Below are 22016 nucleotides of genomic sequence, written 5' to 3'. Positions count from 1 at the left end.
CTACAGCGCTTTTTTGAAGCGTAAATGGCTCTGCTGATAGCCTTCGCGCAGGTAAAAACGGTGGGCGTCCGGCCGCGCTCTGCCGCTTGACAGCTCCATCATTGTGGCGCCGCTGCGGCGGGCCTCGTCCTCCGCCCACGCCAGCAGCGCCTGGCCGACGCTCAGACCGCGGTTGCGCGGCAGCACCACCAGCTCCTGTACCTCGCCGATCCAGTTGTTGAAGTTCAGCGGGAACTGCAGCTGCATGCCGATAAGCCCCACAACCGTGCCGTCCACCAGCGCGAGCTGGTAACGCTGGGTAGGGTTCGCCAGATTGGCGGCAAACCCGGCGGCGAAGGCCGCCCGGTCATACTCTTTTTGCTTCAGTTCGGCGATCAGCGCATAGACCGCGTGGGTGTCGTCGAGGGTGGCGTCGCGTAGTTCACAGGCAGGCATGCTGGCTCTCTTTGTGGTTACCGTGGGTGCGAATCAGATGCAGGAACATCTCTACAGACTGTAGCAGACTGCCGTCATTATTCAGCATAACGCACTGCTGAGGGGTATAGCGGGCGGCGCGTTCGAGGCGCTGGGCGATCTCCAGCGCATTTTCCCGCCCCCGCTGCTCCAGACGTTGGCGCAAAATATCCGGCGACACCTGCAGGCAGACCGGCAGCAGCGACTCGCCATACCGCGCCTTCGCCTGCGGCAGATGGGCGCGCGAGCCGTTCACTACCACGTCGAGCCCGGCGTGCAGCCACAGGTCAATCTCCATACCGACGCCGTAGTAGAGGTTGTTGGCATGCCAGCTCAGGGCAAACAGATGTTGCGCGGCGCGGGTGAAAAACTCGTGTTCGCTGAGGGCGACATGGTTTTCGCACCCCGCGCCTGCGGGGCGGGTGATGTAGCGATGCGCCACCAGCATCTGCGGGTGCTCCTGCTTACGCAGCGCCTCCAGCAGGCTGTCTTTCCCGGAGCCTGACGGCCCGACCAGCCAGATAAGCTTTCCCGTCATCAGAAGACCCTCTTTCCCTGCCGCCAGACGTGGTTGATGTGGATGTGTTCGCCTTTGCGGTGCGCCAGCACCAGGTCGGCGCGCTTCCCATCGGCGATAACGCCGCGATCCTGCAGGTTCAGCGCCCGCGCCGGGTTGCGGGTCACCAGATGAATGGCCTGCGGCAGGGTGAAGCCGTTGGCGTCGTCGTCGGCGACGCGGAACGCGGCATCCAGCAGGCTCGCCGGATAGTAATCGGAGGAGAGAATATCCAGCAGGCCAAGCGCCGCCAGCCTGTGTGCCGCCACGTTGCCGGAATGCGAACCGCCGCGCACGATGTTTGGTGCGCCCATCAGCACGTTCATACCGTGCTGGCGCGAGGCATCCGCGGCCTCTAAGGTGGTGGGAAACTCGGCGATAACGCTGCCTATCTGGTGGGATTCCTCCACGTGCGCGTGGGTGGCGTCGTCGTGGCTCGCCAGCGCGATATCGCGCGCGCGGCAGGCGGAGGCAATCGCCTGGCGGTTGGGCTGCGACCACTGCGCCGCCAGCGCCATCTGTTCTTCCTCGAAGCGGTCCATCTGTGCGTCGGTCAGGTGGTATTTCCCCTGATAATAGTCGCGATATTTTGAACGGTCGGCATACTGGCGCTGGCCCGGGGAGTGGTCCATCAGCGACACCAGCAATACCGACTCGCGGTTTACCAGCTTTTCAAACAGCGGCAGCGTGGTGTGATGCGGCAGCTCGCAGCGCAGGTGCAGACGATGCTCGGCGCGGTTAAGGCCGCGCTTTTGCGTGTCTTCCACGGCGTTAATCATCTTTTCCAGGTTTTCCAGACGATCGCCGCCGTCGCGTACATCGCCAATCGCCACGGCGTCCAGCACGGTGGTGATCCCGCTGGCGACCATCAGCGCGTCGTGGCTGCTCATCGCCGAATGTGCGGGCCAGTCAACCTTCGGGCGCGGGGTGAAGAATTTGTCCAGATTATCGGTATGCAGCTCGATAAGCCCCGGCAGCAGCCAGCCGCCTTCGCCGTCCATCGCCTCGGGCAGGCGGCTCTGGCTTTCGGCGAACGTGCGGATTGCGCCGTCCTGCACCTCCAGGGAGCCCTGCACTACATCATTTTCAAGAATCAACTTTACATTATTGATAATCATGCTGTTGTACCCATCGGGTGGAGACGATCGGCGACGCGGCGGCGTACCGTTTCATCATGGAAAATACCGACAATGGCGGCGCCACGCGCTTTGGCTTCGTCAATGAGCGCGACCACGGCGGCGCTGTTTTTCTCATCCAGCGAGGCGGTGGGCTCATCGAGCAGCAGAATCGGGTAATCGACGATAAAACCGCGCGCAATGTTGACGCGCTGCTGCTCGCCGCCGGAAAAGGTGGACGGCGCAAGGTCCCACAGGCGCTCCGGTACGTTAAGACGCGTCAGCAGGCGCGCGGCCTTTGCCACACACGCCTCCCGCGGCACGCCGGTATCCAGCAGCGGCTGTATCACCACGTCCAGCGCGGAAATCCGCGGGATCACCCGTAAAAACTGGCTGACCCAGCCGACGGTGGTTTTACGCACCTCCAGCACTTTGCGCGCCGGGGCGGTGACCAGATCCACCCATTCATCGCCATGTTTAATATGGATGTGGCCTGAATCCGGCAGATAGTTGGCGTACAGCGAACGCAGCAGCGTCGATTTGCCGCTGCCGGAGTGGCCGTGCAGCACCACGCACTCGCCGCCTTCCACCGTCAGCGACGCGTTTTGCAGTACCGGCAGGCGCGCGCCGTGCTGATGGTGCAGGACGAAGGTTTTACTCACGTTTTTTACGTGGATCATGTTGGCCTCGTTGTTTGATTGCCGGATGGCGGCTGCGCCTTATCCGGCCTACAAAAGGTGCGTTGTTCGTAGGCCGGGGAAGCGAAGCGCCACCCGGCACAGCAACGTCAGTTCTGCAATACCGATGACACCAGCAGCTGGGTGTACGGGTGGTGCGGGTCGTCGAGCACGCGGTCGGTCAGGCCGCTTTCCACCACCTGGCCCTGCTTCATCACCAGCAGACGGTCGGCCAGCAGGCGGGCGACGCCCAGGTCGTGGGTGACGATCACCACCGCCAGATCGAGATCCACCACCAGGCCGCGCAGCAGGTCGAGCAGGCGCGCCTGTACCGACACGTCCAGCCCGCCGGTCGGCTCATCCATAAACACCAGTTTGGGGTGGGTGACGAGATTGCGGGCAATCTGCAGGCGCTGCTGCATGCCGCCGGAAAAGGTGGTCGGCATCTCATCGATGCGCGAGGGCGGAATTTCCACCGCCTCCAGCCATTTCTGCGCGGTGGCGCGGATGTCGCCGTAGTGGCGCGCGCCGGTAGCCATCAGCCGCTCGCCGATGTTGCCGCCCGCCGAGACCTGACGGCGCAGGCCGTCCATCGGGTGCTGGTGCACCACGCCCCATTCGGTGCGCAGCAGGCGGCGGCGCTCTCCTTCGCTCATGGCGTAGAGCGAGTCGTTCTGATACAGCACTTCCCCCTGCTGCGGCGCCAGACGCGCGGAGATAGCCTTCAGCAGCGTGGTTTTACCGGAGCCGGATTCGCCGACGATCCCCAGCACTTCGCCGGGCCACAGCTCAAAGGAGACGTCGGTAAAGCCCTTGCCCGGGGCGTAAAGGTGGGTCAGGTTGTTGACCGAAAGTAACGGTGAGTTCATTTGCTCAGCGCCTCGCTCTGTTGGCGGCAGTAATCGGTGTCGGAACAGACGAACATCCGCTTACCGGTATCATCCAGCACCACCTCATCCAGATAGCTGTGGCGGGAGCCGCAAATGGCGCAGGGCTCGTCCCAGGCCTGCACGGTAAACGGGTGGTCGTCAAAATCGAGGCTTTCCACGCGGGTGTACGGCGGCACCGCATAGATGCGCTTCTCGCGCCCGGCGCCGAACAGCTGCAGGGCAGGCATCATGTCCATCTTCGGGTTATCGAATTTCGGGATGGGCGACGGGTCCATCACGTAGCGCCCGTTGACCTTCACAGGGTAAGCGTAGGTGGTAGCGATATGGCCGAAGCGGGCGATATCTTCATACAGCTTCACCTGCATGACGCCGTACTCCTCCAGCGCGTGCATGGTGCGGGTTTCGGTTTCGCGCGGTTCGATAAAGCGCAGCGGTTCGGGGATCGGCACCTGGAAGATGAGGATCTGATCCTCCGCCAGCGGCGTTTCCGGGATCCGGTGACGGGTCTGGATAAGCGTCGCCTCTGCGGTTTGTTCGGTAGTGGCCACGCCGGTGATGCGTTTGAAGAAGCTGCGGATCGACACGGCGTTGGTGGTGTCGTCGGCGCCCTGATCGATAACCTTCAGCACGTCCGCCTCGCCGATGACGCTGGCGGTTATCTGGATCCCGCCGGTTCCCCAGCCGTAGGGCATCGGCATTTCGCGGCCGCCGAAGGGAACCTGATAGCCGGGGATCGCCACCGCCTTGAGGATCGCGCGGCGGATCATGCGTTTGGTTTGCTCGTCGAGATAGGCGAAGTTATAGCCGGTCAGCGGGTTAGCCACGATTGCTCTCCTGTTGCAGGCGTTTGAGCAGTTCCAGCTCGGCCTGAAAATCGACGTAGTGGGGCAGCTTGAGGTGCGAGACAAAACCGGCGGCCTCGACGTTATCGGCATGGGCCAGCACAAATTCTTCGTCCTGCGCCGGGCCGTCGATGTGCTCATCGTAGTCCGGCGCTTGCAGGGCGCGGTCGACCAGCGCCATCGCCATCGCCTTGCGCTCGCTCATGCCGAACACCAGCCCGTAGCCGCGGGTAAAGTGCGGCGCTTCGTTTTCCGGGGCGACGAAACCGTTGACCATTTCGCACTCTGTAAGCAGCAGTTCGCCGACGTTGACCGCAAAACCCAGCTCTTCCGGCACAATAGCGATCTCGACATAGCCGCTGCGGATCTCACCGGCGAAGGGGTGGTTACGCCCGTAGCCGCGCTGGGTGGAGTAGGCCAGCGCCAGCAGATAGCCTTCGTCGCCGCGCATCAGCTGCTGCAGGCGCGAGGCGCGGGAGCAGGGGTAGACCGGCGGCGTACGGGTAATATCGTCCGGGATGCTGCCGCTATCCTCTTCCGCTTTCGCCAGCCCCTGCTTTGCCAGCAGGCTGAATACGTGCGGCGACGGGTCCTGGCGCTGGGTATCGCCGCGCAGCGTCGGCGTTTCGCCGTTGGCGAGCAGCGTGAAGTCCAGCAGGCGGTGGGTATAGTCGTAGGTCGGGCCGAGAAGCTGGCCGCCGGGGACATCCTTGTACACCGCCGAGATACGGCGCTCAAGGCGCATCCCGGCGGTGTCGATGGGCTCGCTGACCGCCAGGCGCGGCAGGGTAGTGCGGTAGGCGCGCAGCAGGAAAATGGCTTCGACGTTATCGCCGCTGGCCTGCTTGAGCGCCAGCGCGGCGAGCTCGCGATCGGCGATTCCGCCCTCGGTCATGACCCGATCGACGGCCAGATTTAGCTGCTGCTCAATCTGCGCCACGCTGAGTTCGGCAAGCCCGGGGTCGCCCCGGCGTTTGTGCTCCTGCAGGAGGTGCGCGGCGGCAATCGCCTTTTCGCCTCCCTTGACGGCAACGTACATCAGCATACCTCCACGTGGGTGGTGCGGGGGATGGCGAGCAGCCGTTCGCCGCAGGTCAGGATCAGGTCAATCCCCAGCGGGAACGGGTGCGGTCGTTCGGTCAGCTCGTGGATGAGGCATTCCGGCAGCTGCGGCGCGACCATGCGCTCGTCGGCAATGCCCGCGCCGGTCAGGCGCAGCATGCGGCCGCCGCTCAGGCTTGCGACCTGCACAATCAGCGTGGCGCTGGTTTCCGGCGCCACGGCGGTGCCGCTCGACAGCGCGTTGAGCTGCTCCGCGCTGATGGTGCTGTCGGTGACGGCGTAGACCGCCTGCTGCGGCTGGTCAACCAGCGGCGCGTTGATGTGAAAACGCAGGTTCTGGCGGGCGATGTCGTTATCCATCGAGGCGGACAGCCACACCGGCGTGTCATTATCGGCAAGCGTCAGCAGCACGCTGGTGGTGGCCACACAGAGCGGCTGCCAGCCGTATTTCAGCTGGTGCAGCGAGACGATGACGCCCGGCTCGCTCATGGCTTTCAGCAGACGACGAAAACTGTGCTGGGCATCCTGCACCGGAAGGGAAAAAGCGGTTTGTAGGGTCATGCGTTATCTCCGCGCACCAGGGTAAAGAAGTCGACCCGGCTGGCATTCACTTCGGTACGGCGGGCAGCGATGCGCGCGGCGCGTTCCGCCTCCAGCGGGGCAATCAGGGTTTCCATCAGGGTTTGAAAATGAGTCTGCTGCTGCAGCAGGGCGTCGACGATGGCGCAGCGCTCGGCGTGGCGTTTGTCGCGCCCGAGTATCCAGCTGTAGCCGAGGGTGCCGTTCTCAAGGCGGATCACCGCGCGGGTCAGCGTGGCGTCTCCGGCAAAGAAGCGTTCGCCGGTCGCGCCCATTCGCGCCTGGATTTGCACCAGCCCGCTTTCCGGCGCCCGCAGGGGCTCATAGCCGGGGGCCAGCTTCAGCGCCTGCATGCGGGCGCTGAGATCCGCGGGGGCGCTGTGCGCGAGCGCGGACATCCAGCGCTTTCGGGTTTCGGTATCAAAATGCATTCAGTGCTCCATAGTGAATTCAATCATGTCGGCGCGGGTCAGGCTGACGGAGTACTCCGCCGCGTTAACCTCGCCGTCACGGTGGTTCAGCGTGCGCACGCACATCAGCGGCGCCATGTTCGGAATTTCCAGCAGCCGGCTCTCTTTGGCCTGCGCCCGGCGGGCGCTGATGCGCGTCTGGGTGCGGGTCAGCGAGACGCCCAGCTGCTGGTGGAGGAAATCGTGCAGCGAGCCGCTGCAAAACTGCTGTAGGGCGGGCCAGAGGGCCATGTCGGAGAAGTAGTGGTCGATCAGGCACAGCGCCATGCCGTTAACCCGACGCAGGGTGCGCAGATGGATCACGTTGTCGCCTTCCTGCACGCCGAGAGCATCGGCCACATGACGGGATGCCGGGCGCAGGACGGAGAGTAATTTTTCACACGAAGGATGGCTGCCCTGCTCCAGCAGGTTCTGGCTAAAGCGCGCCTGGGCGTTGAGCGGGTAGTCGAACGGGCGCATCAGCACCAGTACGCCGACGCCCTGGCGGCGCTGCACCCACCCCTTTTCGACCAGCTGATCGATAGCGCGGCGCAGCGTATGGCGATTGACCTCAAAGCGCGCCGCCAGCTGCTGTTCCGCCGGCAGATAGTCGCCGCTGCGGTAGTGGCAGCGCAGCTCCTGCTCAAGCTTTGCGGCAATCTCCTGATAGCGGGTCGGATAACTGGTCGGATGTCTGGATAAGTGCATCATGAGCAAATCCTCGTTCAACGTGGCGTCGCCGGGGTGAAGGAAACTGGCGACATCGTGACGAAGCAATGTGACGGTGCGGTTAATACTGGATGAATGAACGATGAAGAGTTGAAGACGGGGGAATGACAGGGCGGAAGGCGCCGCCCTGGAAGAGGATCAGTGCTGCTGTTTCACAACGTTTATCATCCACGGCACGCCAAATTTATCGCTGACTTTGCCGAACCCGTGGGCCCAGAAGGTTTCCTGCCAGGGCATTTCGATGCGCCCGCCCGCGGCGAGGGCGTCAAACCAGCGCTTGCCTTCATTCACGTCCTGGGTATCAAGCACCAGCGTAAAGCCGCCGTACTGTACGGCGCCCTGCATGCCGTCGCTCATCATAATGTCGCTACCGGCAATCTTTACGTTGGAATGGGCGATGGCGTCGGGAGGGAATTTCATGCCTGACGGGCAGCCCTCTTCGCTGTTCTGCGCATCTTTAGGCATTTCGCCAAAGGTGATCTTGTAGCCCAGCTCGGCGCCCAGCGCCTGGTGATAGAAGGCGATGGCCTGCGCGCAGTTGCCGGAAAATGAAATATAGGGACTTAAGGACATAACCATTACCTCAGTATGGAATGACCCGATAAGTGTAGACAGTGGTTGCCCGGTAAGCGAAGCATTACCGGGCGAAGAGGTTAGTTCTTTTTGACGAACTCGGACTTGAGCTTCATCGGACCAAAACCGTCGATTTTGCAGTCGATGTTGTGATCGCCTTCAACGAGGCGGATATTTTTCACTTTCGTGCCGATCTTCAGCATCGAGGAACTGCCTTTTACTTTCAGATCTTTAACGACGGTAACGCTGTCGCCATCGGCCAGCAGGTTGCCGTTGGCGTCCTTCACCACCAGCGCATCGCTTTCCTGCGCAGGCTCGGCGTTGTTCCATTCGTGGGCGCATTCCGGGCAGATGAACATGCCGTTATCTTCGTAGGTGTATTCGGAATTACATTTCGGACAATGTGGGAGTTGCATGGGTGACCTCATCAAAACAGGGGAAACGTCCCCAAAAAGCGGCGGAATGCCGAAAATTGGCCTTATTATACCGCAAAACCACACGCTTGTCGGGTTGTTTGTGCAGTCTCTGCGCACTTGTCAACTCCAGGTAAAGGTGGCCCCTTTGCTCTAACATAAATTGCCGATAAAATCAGTTTGAGTTATGGTGAAGATCGCATTTCCGAATATTATCATCGGCTATTCTTTCTTTTCGAGGCAGCGGAGAAAAATATATGTACATATATCCGTTGTATTTTTGATTTTGCGCTACCCTATATATTCCCGATTTGGGGGATGCAGTTGCTTATAATATATAAAAATAAAAGCAAGTTATAAAAAAGTCTGACAAATAAAAGTTATAAAATTTGCGTTAAGGGAATACTTTAACCATGTACACACAGACAATATATGAATTAAGCCAGGAAGCTGAGCGTTTGCTGCAGCTTGCTTTGCATCATCTGGGGTCGGTGAAAATGCTGCCGGGAAAACTGCCGGTGAACCTGCATGCGGCGGCGGACGGGGGAAATAGCAGCAGCCATGCCGTGGCGGCGCAGCAGGATACGCTGACCAATGAGCTGCGAAAAATAACGCGTCTGGAGATGGTGCTGGCGATTGTCGGCACCATGAAAGCCGGTAAATCGACGACGATTAACGCTATCGTGGGTACCGAAGTGCTGCCCAATCGTAATCGCCCGATGACCGCGCTGCCGACGCTTATTCGCCATACGCCGGGGCAAAAAGAGCCGGTGCTTAACTTTATGCACGTTGAGCCTATCGACCGCTTAATGCAGGCGCTGCAGCGTCGGCTTACCCATATCGACAGAACCGCGCTGGCGTTAAAACTGGAAATTGATAAGGACATGAATGCGCTGCTGGACCGCATTGCGCGCGGCGAGGCGTTTGCCAGATATTATCTTGGCGCGCAGCCTATCTTCCACTGCCTGAAAAGCCTGAATGACCTGGTGCGTCTGTCCCGGGCGATGGACGTTGATTTCCCTTTTGCCGACTATGCCGCGATTGAGCATATTCCGGTCATCGAAGTTGAATTCGTCCATCTGGCGGGATTTGACGATATGCCGGGCCAGCTGACGCTGCTGGATACCCCCGGGCCAAACGAGGCGGGGCAGCCGCATCTGCAAAAGATGCTCAACGAGCAGCTCACCCGCGCGTCGGCCATTCTGGCGGTGATGGATTATACGCAGCTGAAGTCAATCTCCGACCAGGAGGTCCGCCAGGCGATTACGGCGGTAAGCAAGTCGGTGCCGCTGTATGCGCTGGTCAATAAATTCGATCAGAAAGATCGCAATAGCGATGATGAAGATCAGGTGCGGGCGATGATCTCCGGCACCCTGATGAAAGGCTATATTTCGCCGGGGCAGATTTTCCCGGTCTCCTCGATGTGGGGCTATCTGGCAAATCGCGCGCGCTATGAGCTGTCGACGCAGGGACGCTTACCGGATCACAACGAGCAGCGCTGGGTGCAGGACTTCGCCGAAGCGGCGCTGGGGCGGCGCTGGCGGACGGAGGATCTGGATGACATCAGCCATATCCGCCATGCCGCCGAGCTGCTGTGGGAAGATTCGCTGTTTGAGAAGCCGATAGCCAGGCTGCTGCACGCCGCGCACGCCAACGCGTCTCTGTTCGCCCTGCGCTCTGCGTCGCATAAATTGCTCAATTATGCGCAGAACGTCCGCGATTATCTGGAGTTTCGCCACCAGGGGCTGAGCGTAGCCGCTGAGCAGCTGCAGGAAAATATCGTGCAGCTGAAAGAGGATATGGCGCAGTTTCAGATTCGCCAGCAGAGGGTCAGCGATGAAATTAACCATGAAGTGAAGCAGGCCATGACCGCGGCGGAGCGCTGGATAGCCTCCCAGCGCCACGAGCTGGTGCAGATAATTGAGAGCAGTTTCAGCGTGGAAAACCTGCATCTGATGGGCCAGGCGAACGGCGCGGAGCTGCATTGGTCGCAGGCGGAAAATACGGGCAAGCTGGTGCTGGAAGATGAGGGGCAGGCGCAGCGCCTGCTTACGATTATCCGCACCGACTGCGAAGCGACGCTTCTGGCGACGCAGCAGAGCATCACTCGCGAGCTGGCGCTGCGCTTTAGCCAGCTTGAAACCTCGCTCTGCCGCTCTCTGGACGATGCCCTGAGCCCGGTTGAGTCACAAATCAAAGAGGGGCTGCAGCGCGCCGGATTCCGCACCCGCATCAGCCTGCCGGTCTTTCAGTCGGGGGCGCTACAGCTCTCCACGCCGCAGTGGTTCAACAGCGCGATTACCGCCGAGGAGAGCCCGGCAGCGGCGTCGCGCGGCAGCGGTATGCGGGATACCGTTTCCCGCTGGCTGAACAATCCCAACTGGAGCTGGGATAACTATGTGATGACCCGAACCCGCTACGCCATTGATATTTCCGGGATCAAAAGCAGGATTATCGAGGGGGCCGACCTCTTTTGCTCACAAATCTTTAAAGCTTTAGCCGCGCAAGTCGATGTCTCAGTAACGGCGGGAATGGCGACGTTTTTTGCGGAGTTTTCGCAAAGCCTGGAGAGCCTGCAAAGCAGCCTGCAGGAGAGTCTGACGTTACGCCAGCAGCATCAGTCCACGGTGGAGACGTTACGCCAGCAGCTTAAGCAGAGCCTGACGGCCGTGCGCTGGATTGAAGAGGATGCGCGCCTGTTGCGCGATGACATTCAAATACTATTTGCGGCTGAGCAGAGATGAATACGCGATTGCTGGAGGGGCCGGGACGTTGGCTGGACTCCCTTCATGCCCGATTTATGGTCGATCTGGTGCTGGGGATTGAAAACCCGCGCCAGTATGTTCTGGTGCCGCAGCAGCAGCAGTTCCGCGAGCGTCTGCGCAATGAGATTGTCTCGCAAACGCAGCTGCGGCCGTGGTCGATGGCGGGATTGTTCAGCGATAACCCGGTCATGCGGCTGGGTCTGGCGCAAACGCTGGCAGGCCAGTTTGACCCCGGCTTTCTGGCGCTTACCCGCATGAGCCGTCACCTGCAGGCGCTGCATACCCGCAGCAGCGCCTCGGCGGAGCTGCGCCAGCAGTTTGCCGTGGCCTGTGAGCAGTTCCGCCAGCGCGCGGAGCATAAGCAGAAGGCGCTGACGCAGCGCGGGCTGGTGGTGCAGTCCGGCGTGCACAGCGAACAGGTCTTTACCCGCTGGCACGCCGGCAATTTTGACGGCTGGTCGCTTGCGGGGCGCTGCTATATCGCGCTGGAAGAGCTGAACTGGGGAGCGTTTGGCGATGCCTGGCGTCTGGCGAATCGCGAAGTGCGCGGCCTGCTCAGGGATAACCTGCGCGCCATGGCGGCGCAGTATCTGGCGCAAAGCATCGGGGCGTCGGTTGAGACGCGCCATTTCTATCAGCAGTGGCTGACGGCGCCTCGCTCGGTCGGTCTGCTGGATCATAAAGATATGCTGGGGTGGCTGGGCAGCGGGTGCGATCCGACACGCCAGCCGGTATGCTGGTCGGTAACGCAAACCTGGCAGCCGGTCGCGCTGGGGATGCCGCGCCTGTGTTCCGCCATGCGCCTGGTGGACGCGATGATGGCGGAAATTTTCGGCGACGACGATGAGGCCCCCGCTGCCGAGGGCCATCCGGAAGATTAATGGTGCAGGGTTTGCGCCGTCTCGCCGCCGGTTTGCGCGACGGGCTTTGCGGCGCCAAAGCGTTTTGCGTACAGCGCGGTAATAATCGGCACCAGAATCGCGGTGACGATGACGCTGGCGGCGACCAGCGCGGTGGCGGAGGCGGCAACCGGCTCAAACGCCGGGTTTATCTGGGCGATAATCACCGGGTTGGCGACCGCAGCGCCTGCGGCGGAAGACGCGGCGACCCCTGCCGTACCGTTACCGCCGCCAATGACGCGGTCGGCAATAATCAGCGGGATACCGGTGATGATAATCACCGCCACGCCCAGCACAATGCCCAACAGGCCGGTATCCAGAATCACGCGCAGGTTGATGGTGTTGCCCAACGCAAAGCCAAAGAAGGGGATCAGCACCGGCGTTGCTTTGCTGAAGAAGGCCCGGAGATCGTGGTCGAGGTTGCCCAGCGCAAAGCCAATCAGGAACGGCAGCACGGCGCCAACGAAGTGGTGTGGTTCAAACGAGGCCAGTCCGGCGGACCCCAGGATAACCATGGTCATCAGCGGACCGGACTCCAGCGACATCAGCACGAACGCGCCGGACTCCTCTTTGCTACCGTACTGGTTCATCAGGCTGGCGTATAAACCGCCGTTGGTCATATCCATTGCCGAGACAATCGCCAGCACGGATAATCCGGCGAAGAAACCCGCCTGAATACCGTTTTCCGGAATCACCATCGCCGCAATCATCGCGACGACCCACGCAACCGCAATTTTGGTGATCACCAGGGTGCCGGATTTTCGCAGCACGGTGCCCGTTGCGCGCAAGTCTATCGACGCGCCGATACAAAAGAACCAGACCGCCAGAACAGGTACCGTACCGCTAATCATACCTTTGGTAAAAGAACCAAAGTAATTACCGGCATCCGGCGCCAGCGTATTTAATACTGCTCCCAGAAGCAGTGGAATTAACATCATCCCGCCCGGGATGCGTTCAATTGTCGCTTTAATTTTCATTTTATCCTCACTTCCATCCCATCGATGACGACTGGGATGTAGATTGTTTTCTTTTCAACGAATTAGCGAGTAAGTGCGTGATGTTCGTCGCGCTAAGTTGCAAGCAAAAGGACGGCAAAACCAGGCTGTGCGAGCCATTTTTTCCTTATCAGGAGGCGCCGTGGCACTATCATGCGATCTATGGAATGATGATTCAATGAAAATGAAACATGGTTTTAGTTATCTTTGTCACATATCGGAAAGAAAGCGATGACCTTCCGTTTATAAACAAAGGCGCTGTGAATTTATTGCAAAAAAACTCAGTATTAAATTACTTAGGTATTAAACTATTTGCCTGGTAATTTTTTAGGGGAATTAGGCTGATATCTTCGCAGGATTTTCATTAATCCTGATGAGATGCCCGGGGGAATAGATCATTGAGACAAAGCTTATTTGATCAGCGTCCGTGTGACGGAGGGCTTAGCAGCCCGCCGCGATAAAGTCGCCGTTGGCGCTGACGGGAATGACGGTTAAAAACAGCACCATGGCAAACAGAACGATCAGCACGCCGCCGGTTATTTTGATCGCCGGAATCAGCCAGCGCACGTTCTGCGTACCTTCGCCAAAGAGCGCCACCGTGCGGGCCCGCGCGTAGCGCACCGCCAGCGACAGTCCCAGTATCGACAGCGCGGTGCCCAGCGCCATAGTCATCACCGCCGCAATCCCCCAGCTGACTATCCCCAGCGCATTAGCGAACAGTAAAATCATGATAGCGCCGCTGCACGGGCGCGCGCCGATGGCCAGCACCACGCCTGCCCGGGTTTTCCAGTCGGCATGGGCGACATCGACCCCGACGCCGTGATGGCCGCAGCCGCATTCAGGCGTATGCTGATGCAGCGGCACGGCGCGACGAATACGTATTTTTGACGCCAGCAGCCCCCTGGCGGCCTGATAGATGACCCAAACGCCGAAACCGCCTATCAGCACCGCGCTGATTTTCTCTACGTACCAGCGGCTCTCGCTGAGATCGCCGGAGGCGAGGTTGAAACCGACGGCCAGGATAAAGACGAACAGGATGGCGCTGACGCCCTGCATCAGGCTCCCGAGAAAGGGGACAACCCGCGACGCGAGCTGGCTTTCCTGGCCGGTGCTAAGCCAGGTGGTGACGATGAATTTGCCGTGGCCGGGGCCGACGGCATGCAGCACGCCATAGGTAAACGCCCCCACCAGCAGCCAGACGCCGCCCATGTACTGGTGATTATTCAGCTGCAGCAGGTACATCACCAGATAGCGGTGCAGGGTAATCTGGGTACTCAGGCTCCACTGCAGAAAGGCAGGCCAGTGGCTGTGTAACTGGAACGCGACGACCAGCAGCGTGGCGCTGAGCGCAAGCCCGGCGCTAAGGCGCCAGTCGCGGATGAGGGCGGACGTTGTCATGGGCTTTCGGCCAGTCAGGGAGCGTATAGTCCAAGTATACGTTCCCTGCTGGCCGCTGTCGTACGAAAAAACGACATTATGCCTTATCTACCGGAGCATCCAGCGGGTACGGGTTTTTATGAATACGGTTGTAGTTGAGGGCGTAGAACGCGGTGATGATCATCAGGGTGACGAATGACCACATCACCTCTTTCGCGCCGGACCCCACGACGGCCCAGATACAGTAAATGAAGGCGATAAAGGTCAGCAGCAGGTACATCGGGCGGGCTTTACCAAAGTGGCCGTGGCCGAGCAGCAGCAGCGCTGCGCAGGTATAGAGATAAGGCACCAGGGTAAAGATAACGGAGACCGACGAGACCAGGCCAAACTCTTTCGCCGCGTTCGGAGAGATGCTGCTGAACTGGAAGATAGTCATCAGCACACCGACGATAAGCAACCCGGCGACCGGCGTACCGGCTTTGTTCACACGGGCGAAAATCGGTGGGAACAGACCGTCGTCAGCCGCTGCTTTCGCAGTCTGACCCGCAAGCAGCGTCCAGCCGCCGAGTGAACCCAGGCAACCTGCCGCCGCGCAGAACGATACAATCGCCCCGGCGGTGTTCCCCAACGCCATGCGCGCCGCATCGCCAAAGGGGGAGGCAGAGACGCGCAGGGCGGCGTTGGGGATCATACCCATGATCGCGGTTGTCGACAGCACGTAGCAGACGGCGGCGATCAGCACCCCGCCAATGGTGGCGATGGGCACGTTACGTTTTGGATTTTTCACCACGCCGGCGGCGACCGAGGCGCTCTCAACGCCGATAAAGGACCATAGCGTCACGTTCAGCGTACTTTGGATAGCGCCAAACGTATTGAGACCGCTGACGTTCCACGCAGACATATAGGTTTCACCGTGAAACCAGAACCAACCAAACACGGCAATCCCGACAATAGGCACCAGCGCCAGCACGGTGGCGACGGCCTGTACGCGGGTGATCATCTTCGGTCCGACGATGTTCAGCAAAACGAAGATCCACAGTACCGCTACGCAGGTAATGGTCAGTACCATCGGGTCTTTGAGGATGGGGAAGAAGTAGCTCAGATAGCCAACCCCAATCACTACCATGGCGATGTTCCCCACCCAGCAGGCGAGCCAGTAAAGGACGTTGGTCTGGTAGCCTAAAAAAGGGCCAAAACAGCGGCGGGCGTAAGCGTATGAGCCGCCGGGACTGGGATCTAAGGACGACATTTTGGCATACACCATCGACAGCGCCAGCGCGCCGATAATGGTGACGAGCCATCCGTAGATTGCAATCCCGCCGGTTGCTGCCAGGTTAGCTGGCAATAGAAAAACCCCTGAGCCCATAATATTCCCGGACACCATCAGAGTGACGGGAATCAGGCCCACTTTGTGCGCATCAGCGTCGGTCGACATAGTATTTCTCCTGAATGTTATTCGGGATGAATAATACCGCGCAGCGCGCCTGTTTTTAGATAGCCCAGGGGGGTATGTCTGTTGCCGATACAATTATGGCTAATGTCATAACGATATCAGACAGTCAGGTATTGTTGCCGATGTTGTGCGACATAATGCAATGGTGTGGTGCCATAAAATGTTTTAAATACCGAAATAAAATACGAGGTGCTACGATAACCACAGAGTTGTGAAACCTGGGATATATTCTTATCCGCCATTAATAATTGCTGAGCGGCGTAGCGCATTCGACAATCAGTAATTATCTGACTGTAGCTGGTATTTTCATTCTTCAGCTTTTTTTTCAACAAGCTTGGGCTGAGGCACAGCGCGCTGGCGACCAGGCTTAAGCTCCACTCCTTATGAATATCGCTCTGGATAATCTGGTAGACGCTGTCTTTCACGCTGCTGCGCAGCATGTGCATCAGCAGCGCAATAAACCCGGTGTGATCAAGAAAGTTAGACAACACGGTAAACAGCAAAGAGCGGGTTCGCTCAATTTCACATCTTTCTGTGGTCTCAAGGATGCTGTGCAGCGCCGCCTGGCGGAACACTTCCGGCGTCCGGCTATAGCAGGAGATAACCGGCGCCGCCAGCCGCGACCACGGGGTTACCTGCGTCAGATCTTTATTCAGAAATTGCAAATAATCATTCAAAACAGGCCGGCTGACATGCGCAACTAACGCATTATTTAATTTAGAAAATTCAATAATATTATTATTGCAGGCAAGAATAGCCAGATGATTTTCCGGTAATGTAAAAGGGTGATGATCGTTGATTTTCACCTCAACGTCGGTTTCAGTTAAAACTACCACGCAAGGGGTACTGCTACAAAGCCTCATACTCGCACTCCAGGAATATGAATGAAAAATGTTACAAGGAAAAATGATGCCAGAAATTACAACGCTAATTGTATGATGAATGTAAAGCAGGCATAAAATACACTGCCAGATAATTATTTCAATGAAATGCGTGAATTTGTTTGTGTAAACAATACGTTACAGTTGTGTAAAGTCAGGGGGCTGGAATTTATGAGGCTTGACAAGATGAAAAACCGATGGGTTTATTTTGCGTTAAATATAAACAACAGGAGCAATGAATTTGTAAGATACAAAAATTGCCCCTGTTGGGATACCTGCAAAGGGTAGAATGATTTTATGGAAAAGTCGTTAACTAAATATGCTTTTTAAACTTTTCCCACTCACTTTCTACTTTGCTTTTAAAGCTGGCTTTTTTGTTTTCAGTACAGGCCTGGACAATCGCCGGGGTGACTGTTTCAATGCCTTTCACATCCATCACGGCGTCTTCAGGTTTATCTTTATTATTTAATGCTTCAGCGAAGCCAACAGCCGTTGGCTGGAATGAAGAATCCAGCGCAAGAAAGTCTTCACAGGTCCAGTTGTTAACCGGTTTTTGATGTTCAGCTGCCTGGCTCAGCGCCGGGATCAGCAGCAAGCTACCAAGAATAATGCCTGATACTTTCTTCATTTAACTGTCCTCAGTTATACATTTAACGATACCGCTTTATTATATCACTGCGGGCGCACAGGTACAGGCGATGGCTGCATTTGTATAACTTCATCGTTAATTGATAAATCCTTTAAAATCATTATCTTATTTATTTTATAAGAATGAGATATCAGAAACTATTATTAAACATGGCTTAACGCTTTACCCGTATTTGTCGTAAATTTATGACGTGGCTTTTTATACATAATTATGGAGATGTAAAATGTTAAATATCAGTCAAGATATTGTTTCTAAACTGGATGTAAGTATTTTGAAAAAACAAAAAAAACTGCTCATATTTATTGCTTGTCTGATGTTTATTGGCGGTATTCTGTTCATTATCTTCCCCTTTTTCTCCGGCGATATATTGAGCGTTATTTTGGGCGTAGTGCTGATCTGCAGCAGTATTGCCTTTATTGCGGTGATGTTCAAAAACCGGGTACACAACTTTTGGCCAGTGGTCTCCGGTATTCTGGTAAGCATCGCGTATATGGTGATGGGCTACTTTTTTATTACCGCCCCGGAGCTTGGGATGTTTGCGATAGCGACGCTGCTGGCCTGCCTGTTTTCCCTCGGCGGTATCATCCGCATCATGGCGTGGTTCAGACAGCGTCAGGTCAAAGGCAGCTGGCTGCAGGTGGTGATTGGCGTGCTCGATCTGTTCATCGCCTGGTGCTTCATCAGCGCGGCTCCGCAGGCGTCGATTGTGATGGTGTCGATGGTGGTGGGTATTGAGCTTATCATCAGCGCGTTCAGCTGCTTTGGCCTTGCGCGCCTGTTCAGCCAGTCTCGCGGGTAATAAAAAGGCCTGCCCACGGGGGCAGGCCGAAAGGATTACTGCTCCCGCCGTGCCGGAGTGAAGCGGGCGAAAAGGCGGAACACCACCACGATAAACGCGGGGACAAAGTAGATGGCCAGCACCGTGGCGGCGATCATCCCGCCCATCACCCCGGTACCCACCGCGTTCTGCGCGCCTGACCCGGCTCCATGGCTCAGCACCAGCGGCATCACCCCGAGTATAAACGCCAGCGACGTCATCAGAATAGGGCGCAGGCGCATCTGTGCCGCTTCCAGCGCGGCTTCGGTCAGGCTTTTCTTTTCGCGCTTCATCAGGTCGACGGCAAATTCCACAATCAGTATCGCGTTCTTTGCCGACAGCCCGATGGTGGTCAGTAGCCCCACCTGGAAGTACACGTCGTTGCTGAGCCCTCGCAGGCTGGTCGCCAGCAGCGCCCCTGTCACCCCGAGCGGCACCACCAGCATCACCGAGAACGGGATAGACCAGCTTTCATACAGCGCCGCCAGGCAAAGGAACACCACCACCACGGAGATAAGGTACAGCAGCGGCGCCTGGCCTGACGACAGCCGCTCCTGGTAGGACATCCCCGTCCAGTCATAGCCCACGCCGGCGGGCAGCTTCGCCACCAGCGCCGCCATCTGCGCCATCGCCTCCCCGGTGCTTTTCCCTGGCGCCGCTTCGCCGAGGATTTCCATCGCCGGTTCGCCGTTGTAGCGTTCAAGACGCGGCGAGCCCCGGGTCCAGCCGGTGGTGGTCACCGCGCTGACGGGCACCATGTCGCCGCTGGCGTTGCGCACGTACCAGCTGTCGATATTGCCCGGCTGCATGCGAAACGGCATATCGGCCTGCACGAACACCTTCTTCACCCGGCCGTTATCCATAAAGTCATTGACGTAGCGGCTGCCAAAGGCCACGGACAGCGCCTGAGTGACGTCTTCCAGCGGCACGCCCATCGCCTGCGCCTTCTGGGCGTCCACCCGCACCCGGAACAGCGGGGTGTCCTCCAGGCCGTTTGGCCGCACGCCGCGCAGGGTCTCCGGCGACTGCGCCGCCATGGCGAGCAGCTGGTCGCGCGCCTGCGTCAGCGCGGCATGGCCGAGGTTCGCCCGGTCAACCAGCTCCATATCAAACCCGGCGGCGGTACCGAGCTCCGGCACCGCCGGTAGATTAAAGGGGTAGACGATAGCCTGATTGATGGCCCCCAGGGTCTGCGCCGCCCGGTGAATAATCGCCTCGGCGCTGTCGGCCGCTGCGGTGCGCTGCGACCATGGCTTCAGGCTGACGAAGGCCAGGCCGTTGTTCTGCCCCTGACCGCTGAAGCCGAAGCCGCCGACGGTGAAGACCGACTGCACGTTGCGTTTCTCCTGCGTCAGATAGTAGTCGCTGACCTCGCCGAGGACGCGGCCGGTTTCGGCAAGGGTCGCTCCCGGCGGCAGCTGGGCCATGGTCAGCAGCACGCCCTGGTCCTCTTCCGGCAGGAAGGAGGTCGGCAGGCGCAGGAACAGCACCCCCATGGCGATGACAATGCCCAGGTATACCGCCATGTAGCGGCCCGTGCGCAGCAGGATGCGGCGGGTGCTGTCGGTGTAGTGGGCGGTCGCACGGTCAAAGAGGCGGTTAAAGCGCGCGAAGAGGGGATGCGGGGCATGGCCGCCCGCCGGGGCGGCTTTCAGCAAAGTGGCGCACAGCGCCGGGGTGAACGACATCGCAGTCAGCACCGACAGCGCCATGGCGGCGACAATGGTGACCGAAAACTGACGGTAGATTTCCCCGGTGGAACCGCCGAGCATCGCCATCGGAATGAACACGGCGGCGAGCACCACGGCAACCCCCACCAGCGCGCCCTGGATTTGCGTCATCGATTTATGGGTGGCCTCCCGCGGCGAGAGATGCTCCTCCTGAATGACGCGCTCCACGTTCTCCACCACCACGATAGCGTCATCGACCAGCAGGCCGATAGCCAGCACCATGCCGAACATGGTCAGGGTGTTAATTGTGAAGCCGGTAACCGCCAGCACGGCGAAGGTGCCGAGAATGACCACCGGTACCGCGAGCGTAGGGATAAGGGTGGCGCGGAGATTTTGCAAAAACAGGTACATCACGAGGAACACCAGCACGATGGCTTCCACCAGCGTTTTGACCACCTCCGCAATGGAAATCTTCACGAAGGGCGTGGTGTCATAGGGGTAGACCACCTGCATGCTGTCGGGGAACCAGGGGGAGAGGCGGGTCAGCTCGCTGCGGACCGCCTTTGCGGTGTCGAGGGCGTTAGCGCCGGTGGCGAGCTTAATCGCAATCCCGGCGGCGGGCTTGCCGTTGTAGCGGGCGACGGTGCCGTAGCTTTCGGCGCCAAGCGTAATGCGGGCGACGTCGCGCAGCAGCACATGGGAGCCGTCCTGCTGCACCTTCATCAGGATTTTCCCAAACTCGTCAGCGCTCTGCAGGCGGGTCTGGACGATGATGGAGGCGTTAAGTTGCTGGCTGTCGGGCTGAGGCGCGCCGCCGAGTTGGCCGCCGGAGACCTGGTTGTTCTGGGCCTGAATTTGGGCGATGACGTCCTGGGGCTGCAGGTGGTACTGGTTAAGCTTTGCCGGGTCGAGCCAGACGCGCATGGCGTAAGGGGAGCCGAAGAGCTGGACGCTGCCGACGCCGGGCAGGCGACTGAGGGGGTCCTTCAGGTTCGAGGCGACATAGTCGGCGATATCGTACTGGCTGAGGCTGCCATCGTCAGAGATGAAGGCGGCGACAAGGAGAATGCTGCTGCCAGATTTGGTGACACTGATGCCCTGTTGCTGAACCTCAAGGGGGAGGGAGGGAACAGCAAGCTGGAGCTTGTTCTGTACCTGAACCTGGGCGATATCGGGGTCGGTACCGGAGGAGAAGGTCAGGGTGATAGTGGCGTTGCCAGCGGCATCGCTGGTGGATGACATGTACATGAGGCCGTCGAGGCCGTTCATGTTCTGCTCGATGACCTGAGTGACGGCGCCCTGCACAGTGGCGGCATCAGCGCCGGGATACGCAGCGCTGATGGTGATGGCGGGCGGGGCAATCTGGGGATACTGGGCGATGGGCAGGATGGAGATGGCCATGGCGCCAGCGAGCATCAGAATAATGGCAAGAACCCAGGCAAAAACAGGGCGGTCGATAAAAAAGTTGGCCATGAAGGCGGCTCCGGTGACAGACGGTTACGAAAAAAAGCGGAGAACCCGCCGGGCATTGCGGGGCGGGTAAGTCATGAAAGGGAGACGTTTTCTAAAAGTACGGCGAGATATTAAGCGTGACGATATCGCTCATTCTGCGGAGTTTTAACTTGAACATGATATTAAACTTTTGACTGCGTAAGGTTTGCTCTGAAATATTAAGAGCAGAGGTGATGTCGTCTGGATCTTCCTGGTTTAAGATATGGCTGACAATTTTAAATTGGTTATGCGAAAAACCCATTTTGGGCTTGCGATAGGAAGCCCGACTGTCTGTCAATAATGATATCCAGTTTGCTATCTGCATTTTTCTGTTGACGAAAAACAGTGCCGAACGACTCTTTATTTTACTAATGTGGAATGGCGCCAGCATAATGATACCGCCAACCTCCAGTGTCTGCAGCATACTCACTGTAGCATCATCGATCACGTTGTTATGATAGACATCGATAATTACTTTGCTTGATGAGTCCGCTGCGTGATGGTTGAGATCGGATATTTTTTCTAGCTTTATCACGCGTTCATTTTTCAGCAAGTGCGTCACTCCCTGAAAAAGGAATGCATCTTTAGTGACCATAAAAATCATAAACAGGTTCCTGTTCTGATAGTGATCATGGTGATGTTGCTCCTGAATGTGATTCAGGAGCAATAATACCGGATGAC

The 22016-nt window shown here is 58.4% G+C and carries 22 protein-coding genes; 3 read left to right on the top strand and 19 right to left on the bottom strand.

The window, feature by feature from the left end:
- From phnO to ENTCL_RS20300, 12 genes are all read right to left on the bottom strand, one after another.
- Complete coding sequence (phnO, locus tag ENTCL_RS20355; protein ID WP_013368025.1) at positions 1-435, bottom strand: aminoalkylphosphonate N-acetyltransferase; 435 nt, start codon at positions 433-435, stop codon at positions 1-3.
- Complete coding sequence (gene phnN / locus ENTCL_RS20350) at positions 422-991, bottom strand: ribose 1,5-bisphosphokinase (protein ID WP_013368024.1); 570 nt, start codon at positions 989-991, stop codon at positions 422-424. The genes phnO and phnN overlap by 14 nt, the downstream gene beginning before the upstream one ends.
- Positions 991-2127 (bottom strand): alpha-D-ribose 1-methylphosphonate 5-triphosphate diphosphatase, encoded by a 1137-nt coding sequence (gene phnM, locus ENTCL_RS20345; RefSeq protein WP_013368023.1) that lies wholly within the window; start codon positions 2125-2127, stop codon positions 991-993. Before phnM ends, phnN begins: the two co-directional genes overlap by 1 nt.
- Positions 2124-2804 (bottom strand): phosphonate C-P lyase system protein PhnL, encoded by a 681-nt coding sequence (gene phnL / locus ENTCL_RS20340; RefSeq protein ID WP_013368022.1) that lies wholly within the window; start codon positions 2802-2804, stop codon positions 2124-2126. The genes phnM and phnL overlap by 4 nt, the downstream gene beginning before the upstream one ends.
- 107 nt (positions 2805-2911) lie before the next feature.
- Positions 2912-3670, bottom strand: coding sequence for a phosphonate C-P lyase system protein PhnK (gene phnK, locus ENTCL_RS20335; protein WP_013368021.1), 759 nt, complete (start codon positions 3668-3670; stop codon positions 2912-2914).
- Entirely contained in the window at positions 3667-4515 is an 849-nt protein-coding gene (locus tag ENTCL_RS20330) for an alpha-D-ribose 1-methylphosphonate 5-phosphate C-P-lyase PhnJ (RefSeq protein ID WP_013368020.1), read from the bottom strand. Before ENTCL_RS20330 ends, phnK begins: the two co-directional genes overlap by 4 nt.
- The gene (locus tag ENTCL_RS20325) at positions 4508-5572 is read right to left on the bottom strand and encodes a carbon-phosphorus lyase complex subunit (protein WP_013368019.1); all 1065 of its coding nucleotides are present in this window, start codon (positions 5570-5572) and stop codon (positions 4508-4510) included. The genes ENTCL_RS20330 and ENTCL_RS20325 overlap by 8 nt, the downstream gene beginning before the upstream one ends.
- Complete coding sequence (gene phnH / locus ENTCL_RS20320) at positions 5572-6156, bottom strand: phosphonate C-P lyase system protein PhnH (RefSeq protein WP_013368018.1); 585 nt, start codon at positions 6154-6156, stop codon at positions 5572-5574. The genes ENTCL_RS20325 and phnH overlap by 1 nt, the downstream gene beginning before the upstream one ends.
- Positions 6153-6605, bottom strand: a complete 453-nt coding sequence (gene phnG / locus ENTCL_RS20315; RefSeq protein ID WP_013368017.1) for a phosphonate C-P lyase system protein PhnG — start codon at positions 6603-6605, stop codon at positions 6153-6155. Before phnG ends, phnH begins: the two co-directional genes overlap by 4 nt.
- Positions 6606-7331 carry a phosphonate metabolism transcriptional regulator PhnF gene (gene phnF / locus ENTCL_RS20310; protein ID WP_013368016.1) on the bottom strand — a complete coding sequence of 242 codons (726 nt, stop codon included), beginning with the start codon at positions 7329-7331 and terminating at the stop codon, positions 6606-6608.
- A 159-nt stretch (positions 7332-7490) separates the two neighbouring features.
- Positions 7491-7925: a VOC family metalloprotein YjdN gene (gene yjdN / locus ENTCL_RS20305; protein WP_013368015.1), complete on the bottom strand. Its 435-nt coding sequence runs from the start codon at positions 7923-7925 to the stop codon at positions 7491-7493.
- An 80-nt stretch (positions 7926-8005) separates the two neighbouring features.
- Positions 8006-8341 (bottom strand): zinc ribbon domain-containing protein YjdM, encoded by a 336-nt coding sequence (locus tag ENTCL_RS20300; RefSeq protein WP_013368014.1) that lies wholly within the window; start codon positions 8339-8341, stop codon positions 8006-8008.
- A 410-nt stretch (positions 8342-8751) separates the two neighbouring features.
- Between ENTCL_RS20300 and crfC the strand changes: the two genes are divergently transcribed.
- Complete coding sequence (gene crfC / locus ENTCL_RS20295; protein WP_013368013.1) at positions 8752-11082, top strand: clamp-binding protein CrfC; 2331 nt, start codon at positions 8752-8754, stop codon at positions 11080-11082.
- Positions 11079-11984: a diguanylate cyclase regulator RdcB family protein gene (locus ENTCL_RS20290; RefSeq protein ID WP_013368012.1), complete on the top strand. Its 906-nt coding sequence runs from the start codon at positions 11079-11081 to the stop codon at positions 11982-11984. Before crfC ends, ENTCL_RS20290 begins: the two co-directional genes overlap by 4 nt.
- On the opposite strand, the gene kdgT is transcribed toward ENTCL_RS20290, so the two are convergent.
- From kdgT to hdeA, 5 genes are all read right to left on the bottom strand, one after another.
- On the bottom strand, positions 11981-12979 hold the full coding sequence (kdgT, locus tag ENTCL_RS20285; RefSeq protein ID WP_013368011.1) for a 2-keto-3-deoxygluconate transporter: 999 nt from the start codon (positions 12977-12979) through the stop codon (positions 11981-11983). The two genes, ENTCL_RS20290 and kdgT, sit on opposite strands and share 4 nt — an antisense overlap.
- 459 nt (positions 12980-13438) lie before the next feature.
- The gene (locus tag ENTCL_RS20280) at positions 13439-14395 is read right to left on the bottom strand and encodes a nickel/cobalt transporter (RefSeq protein ID WP_013368009.1); all 957 of its coding nucleotides are present in this window, start codon (positions 14393-14395) and stop codon (positions 13439-13441) included.
- Between the two features lie 76 nt (positions 14396-14471).
- Positions 14472-15809 (bottom strand): arginine/agmatine antiporter, encoded by a 1338-nt coding sequence (gene adiC / locus ENTCL_RS20275; protein ID WP_013368008.1) that lies wholly within the window; start codon positions 15807-15809, stop codon positions 14472-14474.
- Positions 15810-15925: 116 nt separating this feature from the next.
- Positions 15926-16690, bottom strand: a complete 765-nt coding sequence (locus tag ENTCL_RS20270; protein WP_013368007.1) for an AraC family transcriptional regulator — start codon at positions 16688-16690, stop codon at positions 15926-15928.
- A gap of 331 nt (positions 16691-17021) precedes the next feature.
- Positions 17022-17336, bottom strand: coding sequence for an acid-activated periplasmic chaperone HdeA (gene hdeA / locus ENTCL_RS20265; protein ID WP_013368006.1), 315 nt, complete (start codon positions 17334-17336; stop codon positions 17022-17024).
- Between the two features lie 244 nt (positions 17337-17580).
- Here hdeA and ENTCL_RS20260 point away from each other — a divergent pair, with 244 nt between their 5' ends.
- Positions 17581-18156 carry an HdeD family acid-resistance protein gene (locus ENTCL_RS20260; RefSeq protein WP_013368005.1) on the top strand — a complete coding sequence of 192 codons (576 nt, stop codon included), beginning with the start codon at positions 17581-17583 and terminating at the stop codon, positions 18154-18156.
- A 35-nt stretch (positions 18157-18191) separates the two neighbouring features.
- On the opposite strand, the gene ENTCL_RS20255 is transcribed toward ENTCL_RS20260, so the two are convergent.
- Both ENTCL_RS20255 and ENTCL_RS20250 read right to left on the bottom strand, forming a co-directional pair.
- Positions 18192-21317 carry an efflux RND transporter permease subunit gene (locus tag ENTCL_RS20255; protein ID WP_013368004.1) on the bottom strand — a complete coding sequence of 1042 codons (3126 nt, stop codon included), beginning with the start codon at positions 21315-21317 and terminating at the stop codon, positions 18192-18194.
- A gap of 91 nt (positions 21318-21408) precedes the next feature.
- Positions 21409-21939 carry a helix-turn-helix transcriptional regulator gene (locus ENTCL_RS20250; protein WP_013368003.1) on the bottom strand — a complete coding sequence of 177 codons (531 nt, stop codon included), beginning with the start codon at positions 21937-21939 and terminating at the stop codon, positions 21409-21411.
- Positions 21940-22016: the final 77 nt, after the last annotated feature.

This window comes from [Enterobacter] lignolyticus SCF1 (assembly GCF_000164865.1).
Classification (GTDB): Bacteria; Pseudomonadota; Gammaproteobacteria; order Enterobacterales; family Enterobacteriaceae; genus Enterobacter_B; species Enterobacter_B lignolyticus.
The sequence above is the reverse complement of the archived record's forward strand: the minus strand, read 5'-3'. Positions and strand labels throughout refer to the sequence as shown.

Coding starts and splice junctions, on each gene's coding strand:
- phnO (WP_013368025.1), bottom strand. CDS start 435: ATGCCTGCCTGTGAACTACGCGACGCCACCCTCGACGACACCCACGCG.
- phnN (WP_013368024.1), bottom strand. CDS start 991: ATGACGGGAAAGCTTATCTGGCTGGTCGGGCCGTCAGGCTCCGGGAAA.
- phnM (WP_013368023.1), bottom strand. CDS start 2,127: ATGATTATCAATAATGTAAAGTTGATTCTTGAAAATGATGTAGTGCAG.
- phnL (WP_013368022.1), bottom strand. CDS start 2,804: ATGATCCACGTAAAAAACGTGAGTAAAACCTTCGTCCTGCACCATCAG.
- phnK (WP_013368021.1), bottom strand. CDS start 3,670: ATGAACTCACCGTTACTTTCGGTCAACAACCTGACCCACCTTTACGCC.
- ENTCL_RS20325 (WP_013368019.1), bottom strand. CDS start 5,572: ATGTACGTTGCCGTCAAGGGAGGCGAAAAGGCGATTGCCGCCGCGCAC.
- phnH (WP_013368018.1), bottom strand. CDS start 6,156: ATGACCCTACAAACCGCTTTTTCCCTTCCGGTGCAGGATGCCCAGCAC.
- phnG (WP_013368017.1), bottom strand. CDS start 6,605: ATGCATTTTGATACCGAAACCCGAAAGCGCTGGATGTCCGCGCTCGCG.
- phnF (WP_013368016.1), bottom strand. CDS start 7,331: ATGCACTTATCCAGACATCCGACCAGTTATCCGACCCGCTATCAGGAG.
- yjdN (WP_013368015.1), bottom strand. CDS start 7,925: ATGTCCTTAAGTCCCTATATTTCATTTTCCGGCAACTGCGCGCAGGCC.
- ENTCL_RS20300 (WP_013368014.1), bottom strand. CDS start 8,341: ATGCAACTCCCACATTGTCCGAAATGTAATTCCGAATACACCTACGAA.
- crfC (WP_013368013.1), top strand. CDS start 8,752: ATGTACACACAGACAATATATGAATTAAGCCAGGAAGCTGAGCGTTTG.
- ENTCL_RS20290 (WP_013368012.1), top strand. CDS start 11,079: ATGAATACGCGATTGCTGGAGGGGCCGGGACGTTGGCTGGACTCCCTT.
- kdgT (WP_013368011.1), bottom strand. CDS start 12,979: ATGAAAATTAAAGCGACAATTGAACGCATCCCGGGCGGGATGATGTTA.
- ENTCL_RS20280 (WP_013368009.1), bottom strand. CDS start 14,395: ATGACAACGTCCGCCCTCATCCGCGACTGGCGCCTTAGCGCCGGGCTT.
- adiC (WP_013368008.1), bottom strand. CDS start 15,809: ATGTCGACCGACGCTGATGCGCACAAAGTGGGCCTGATTCCCGTCACT.
- ENTCL_RS20270 (WP_013368007.1), bottom strand. CDS start 16,690: ATGAGGCTTTGTAGCAGTACCCCTTGCGTGGTAGTTTTAACTGAAACC.
- hdeA (WP_013368006.1), bottom strand. CDS start 17,336: ATGAAGAAAGTATCAGGCATTATTCTTGGTAGCTTGCTGCTGATCCCG.
- ENTCL_RS20260 (WP_013368005.1), top strand. CDS start 17,581: ATGTTAAATATCAGTCAAGATATTGTTTCTAAACTGGATGTAAGTATT.
- ENTCL_RS20255 (WP_013368004.1), bottom strand. CDS start 21,317: ATGGCCAACTTTTTTATCGACCGCCCTGTTTTTGCCTGGGTTCTTGCC.
- ENTCL_RS20250 (WP_013368003.1), bottom strand. CDS start 21,939: ATGATTTTTATGGTCACTAAAGATGCATTCCTTTTTCAGGGAGTGACG.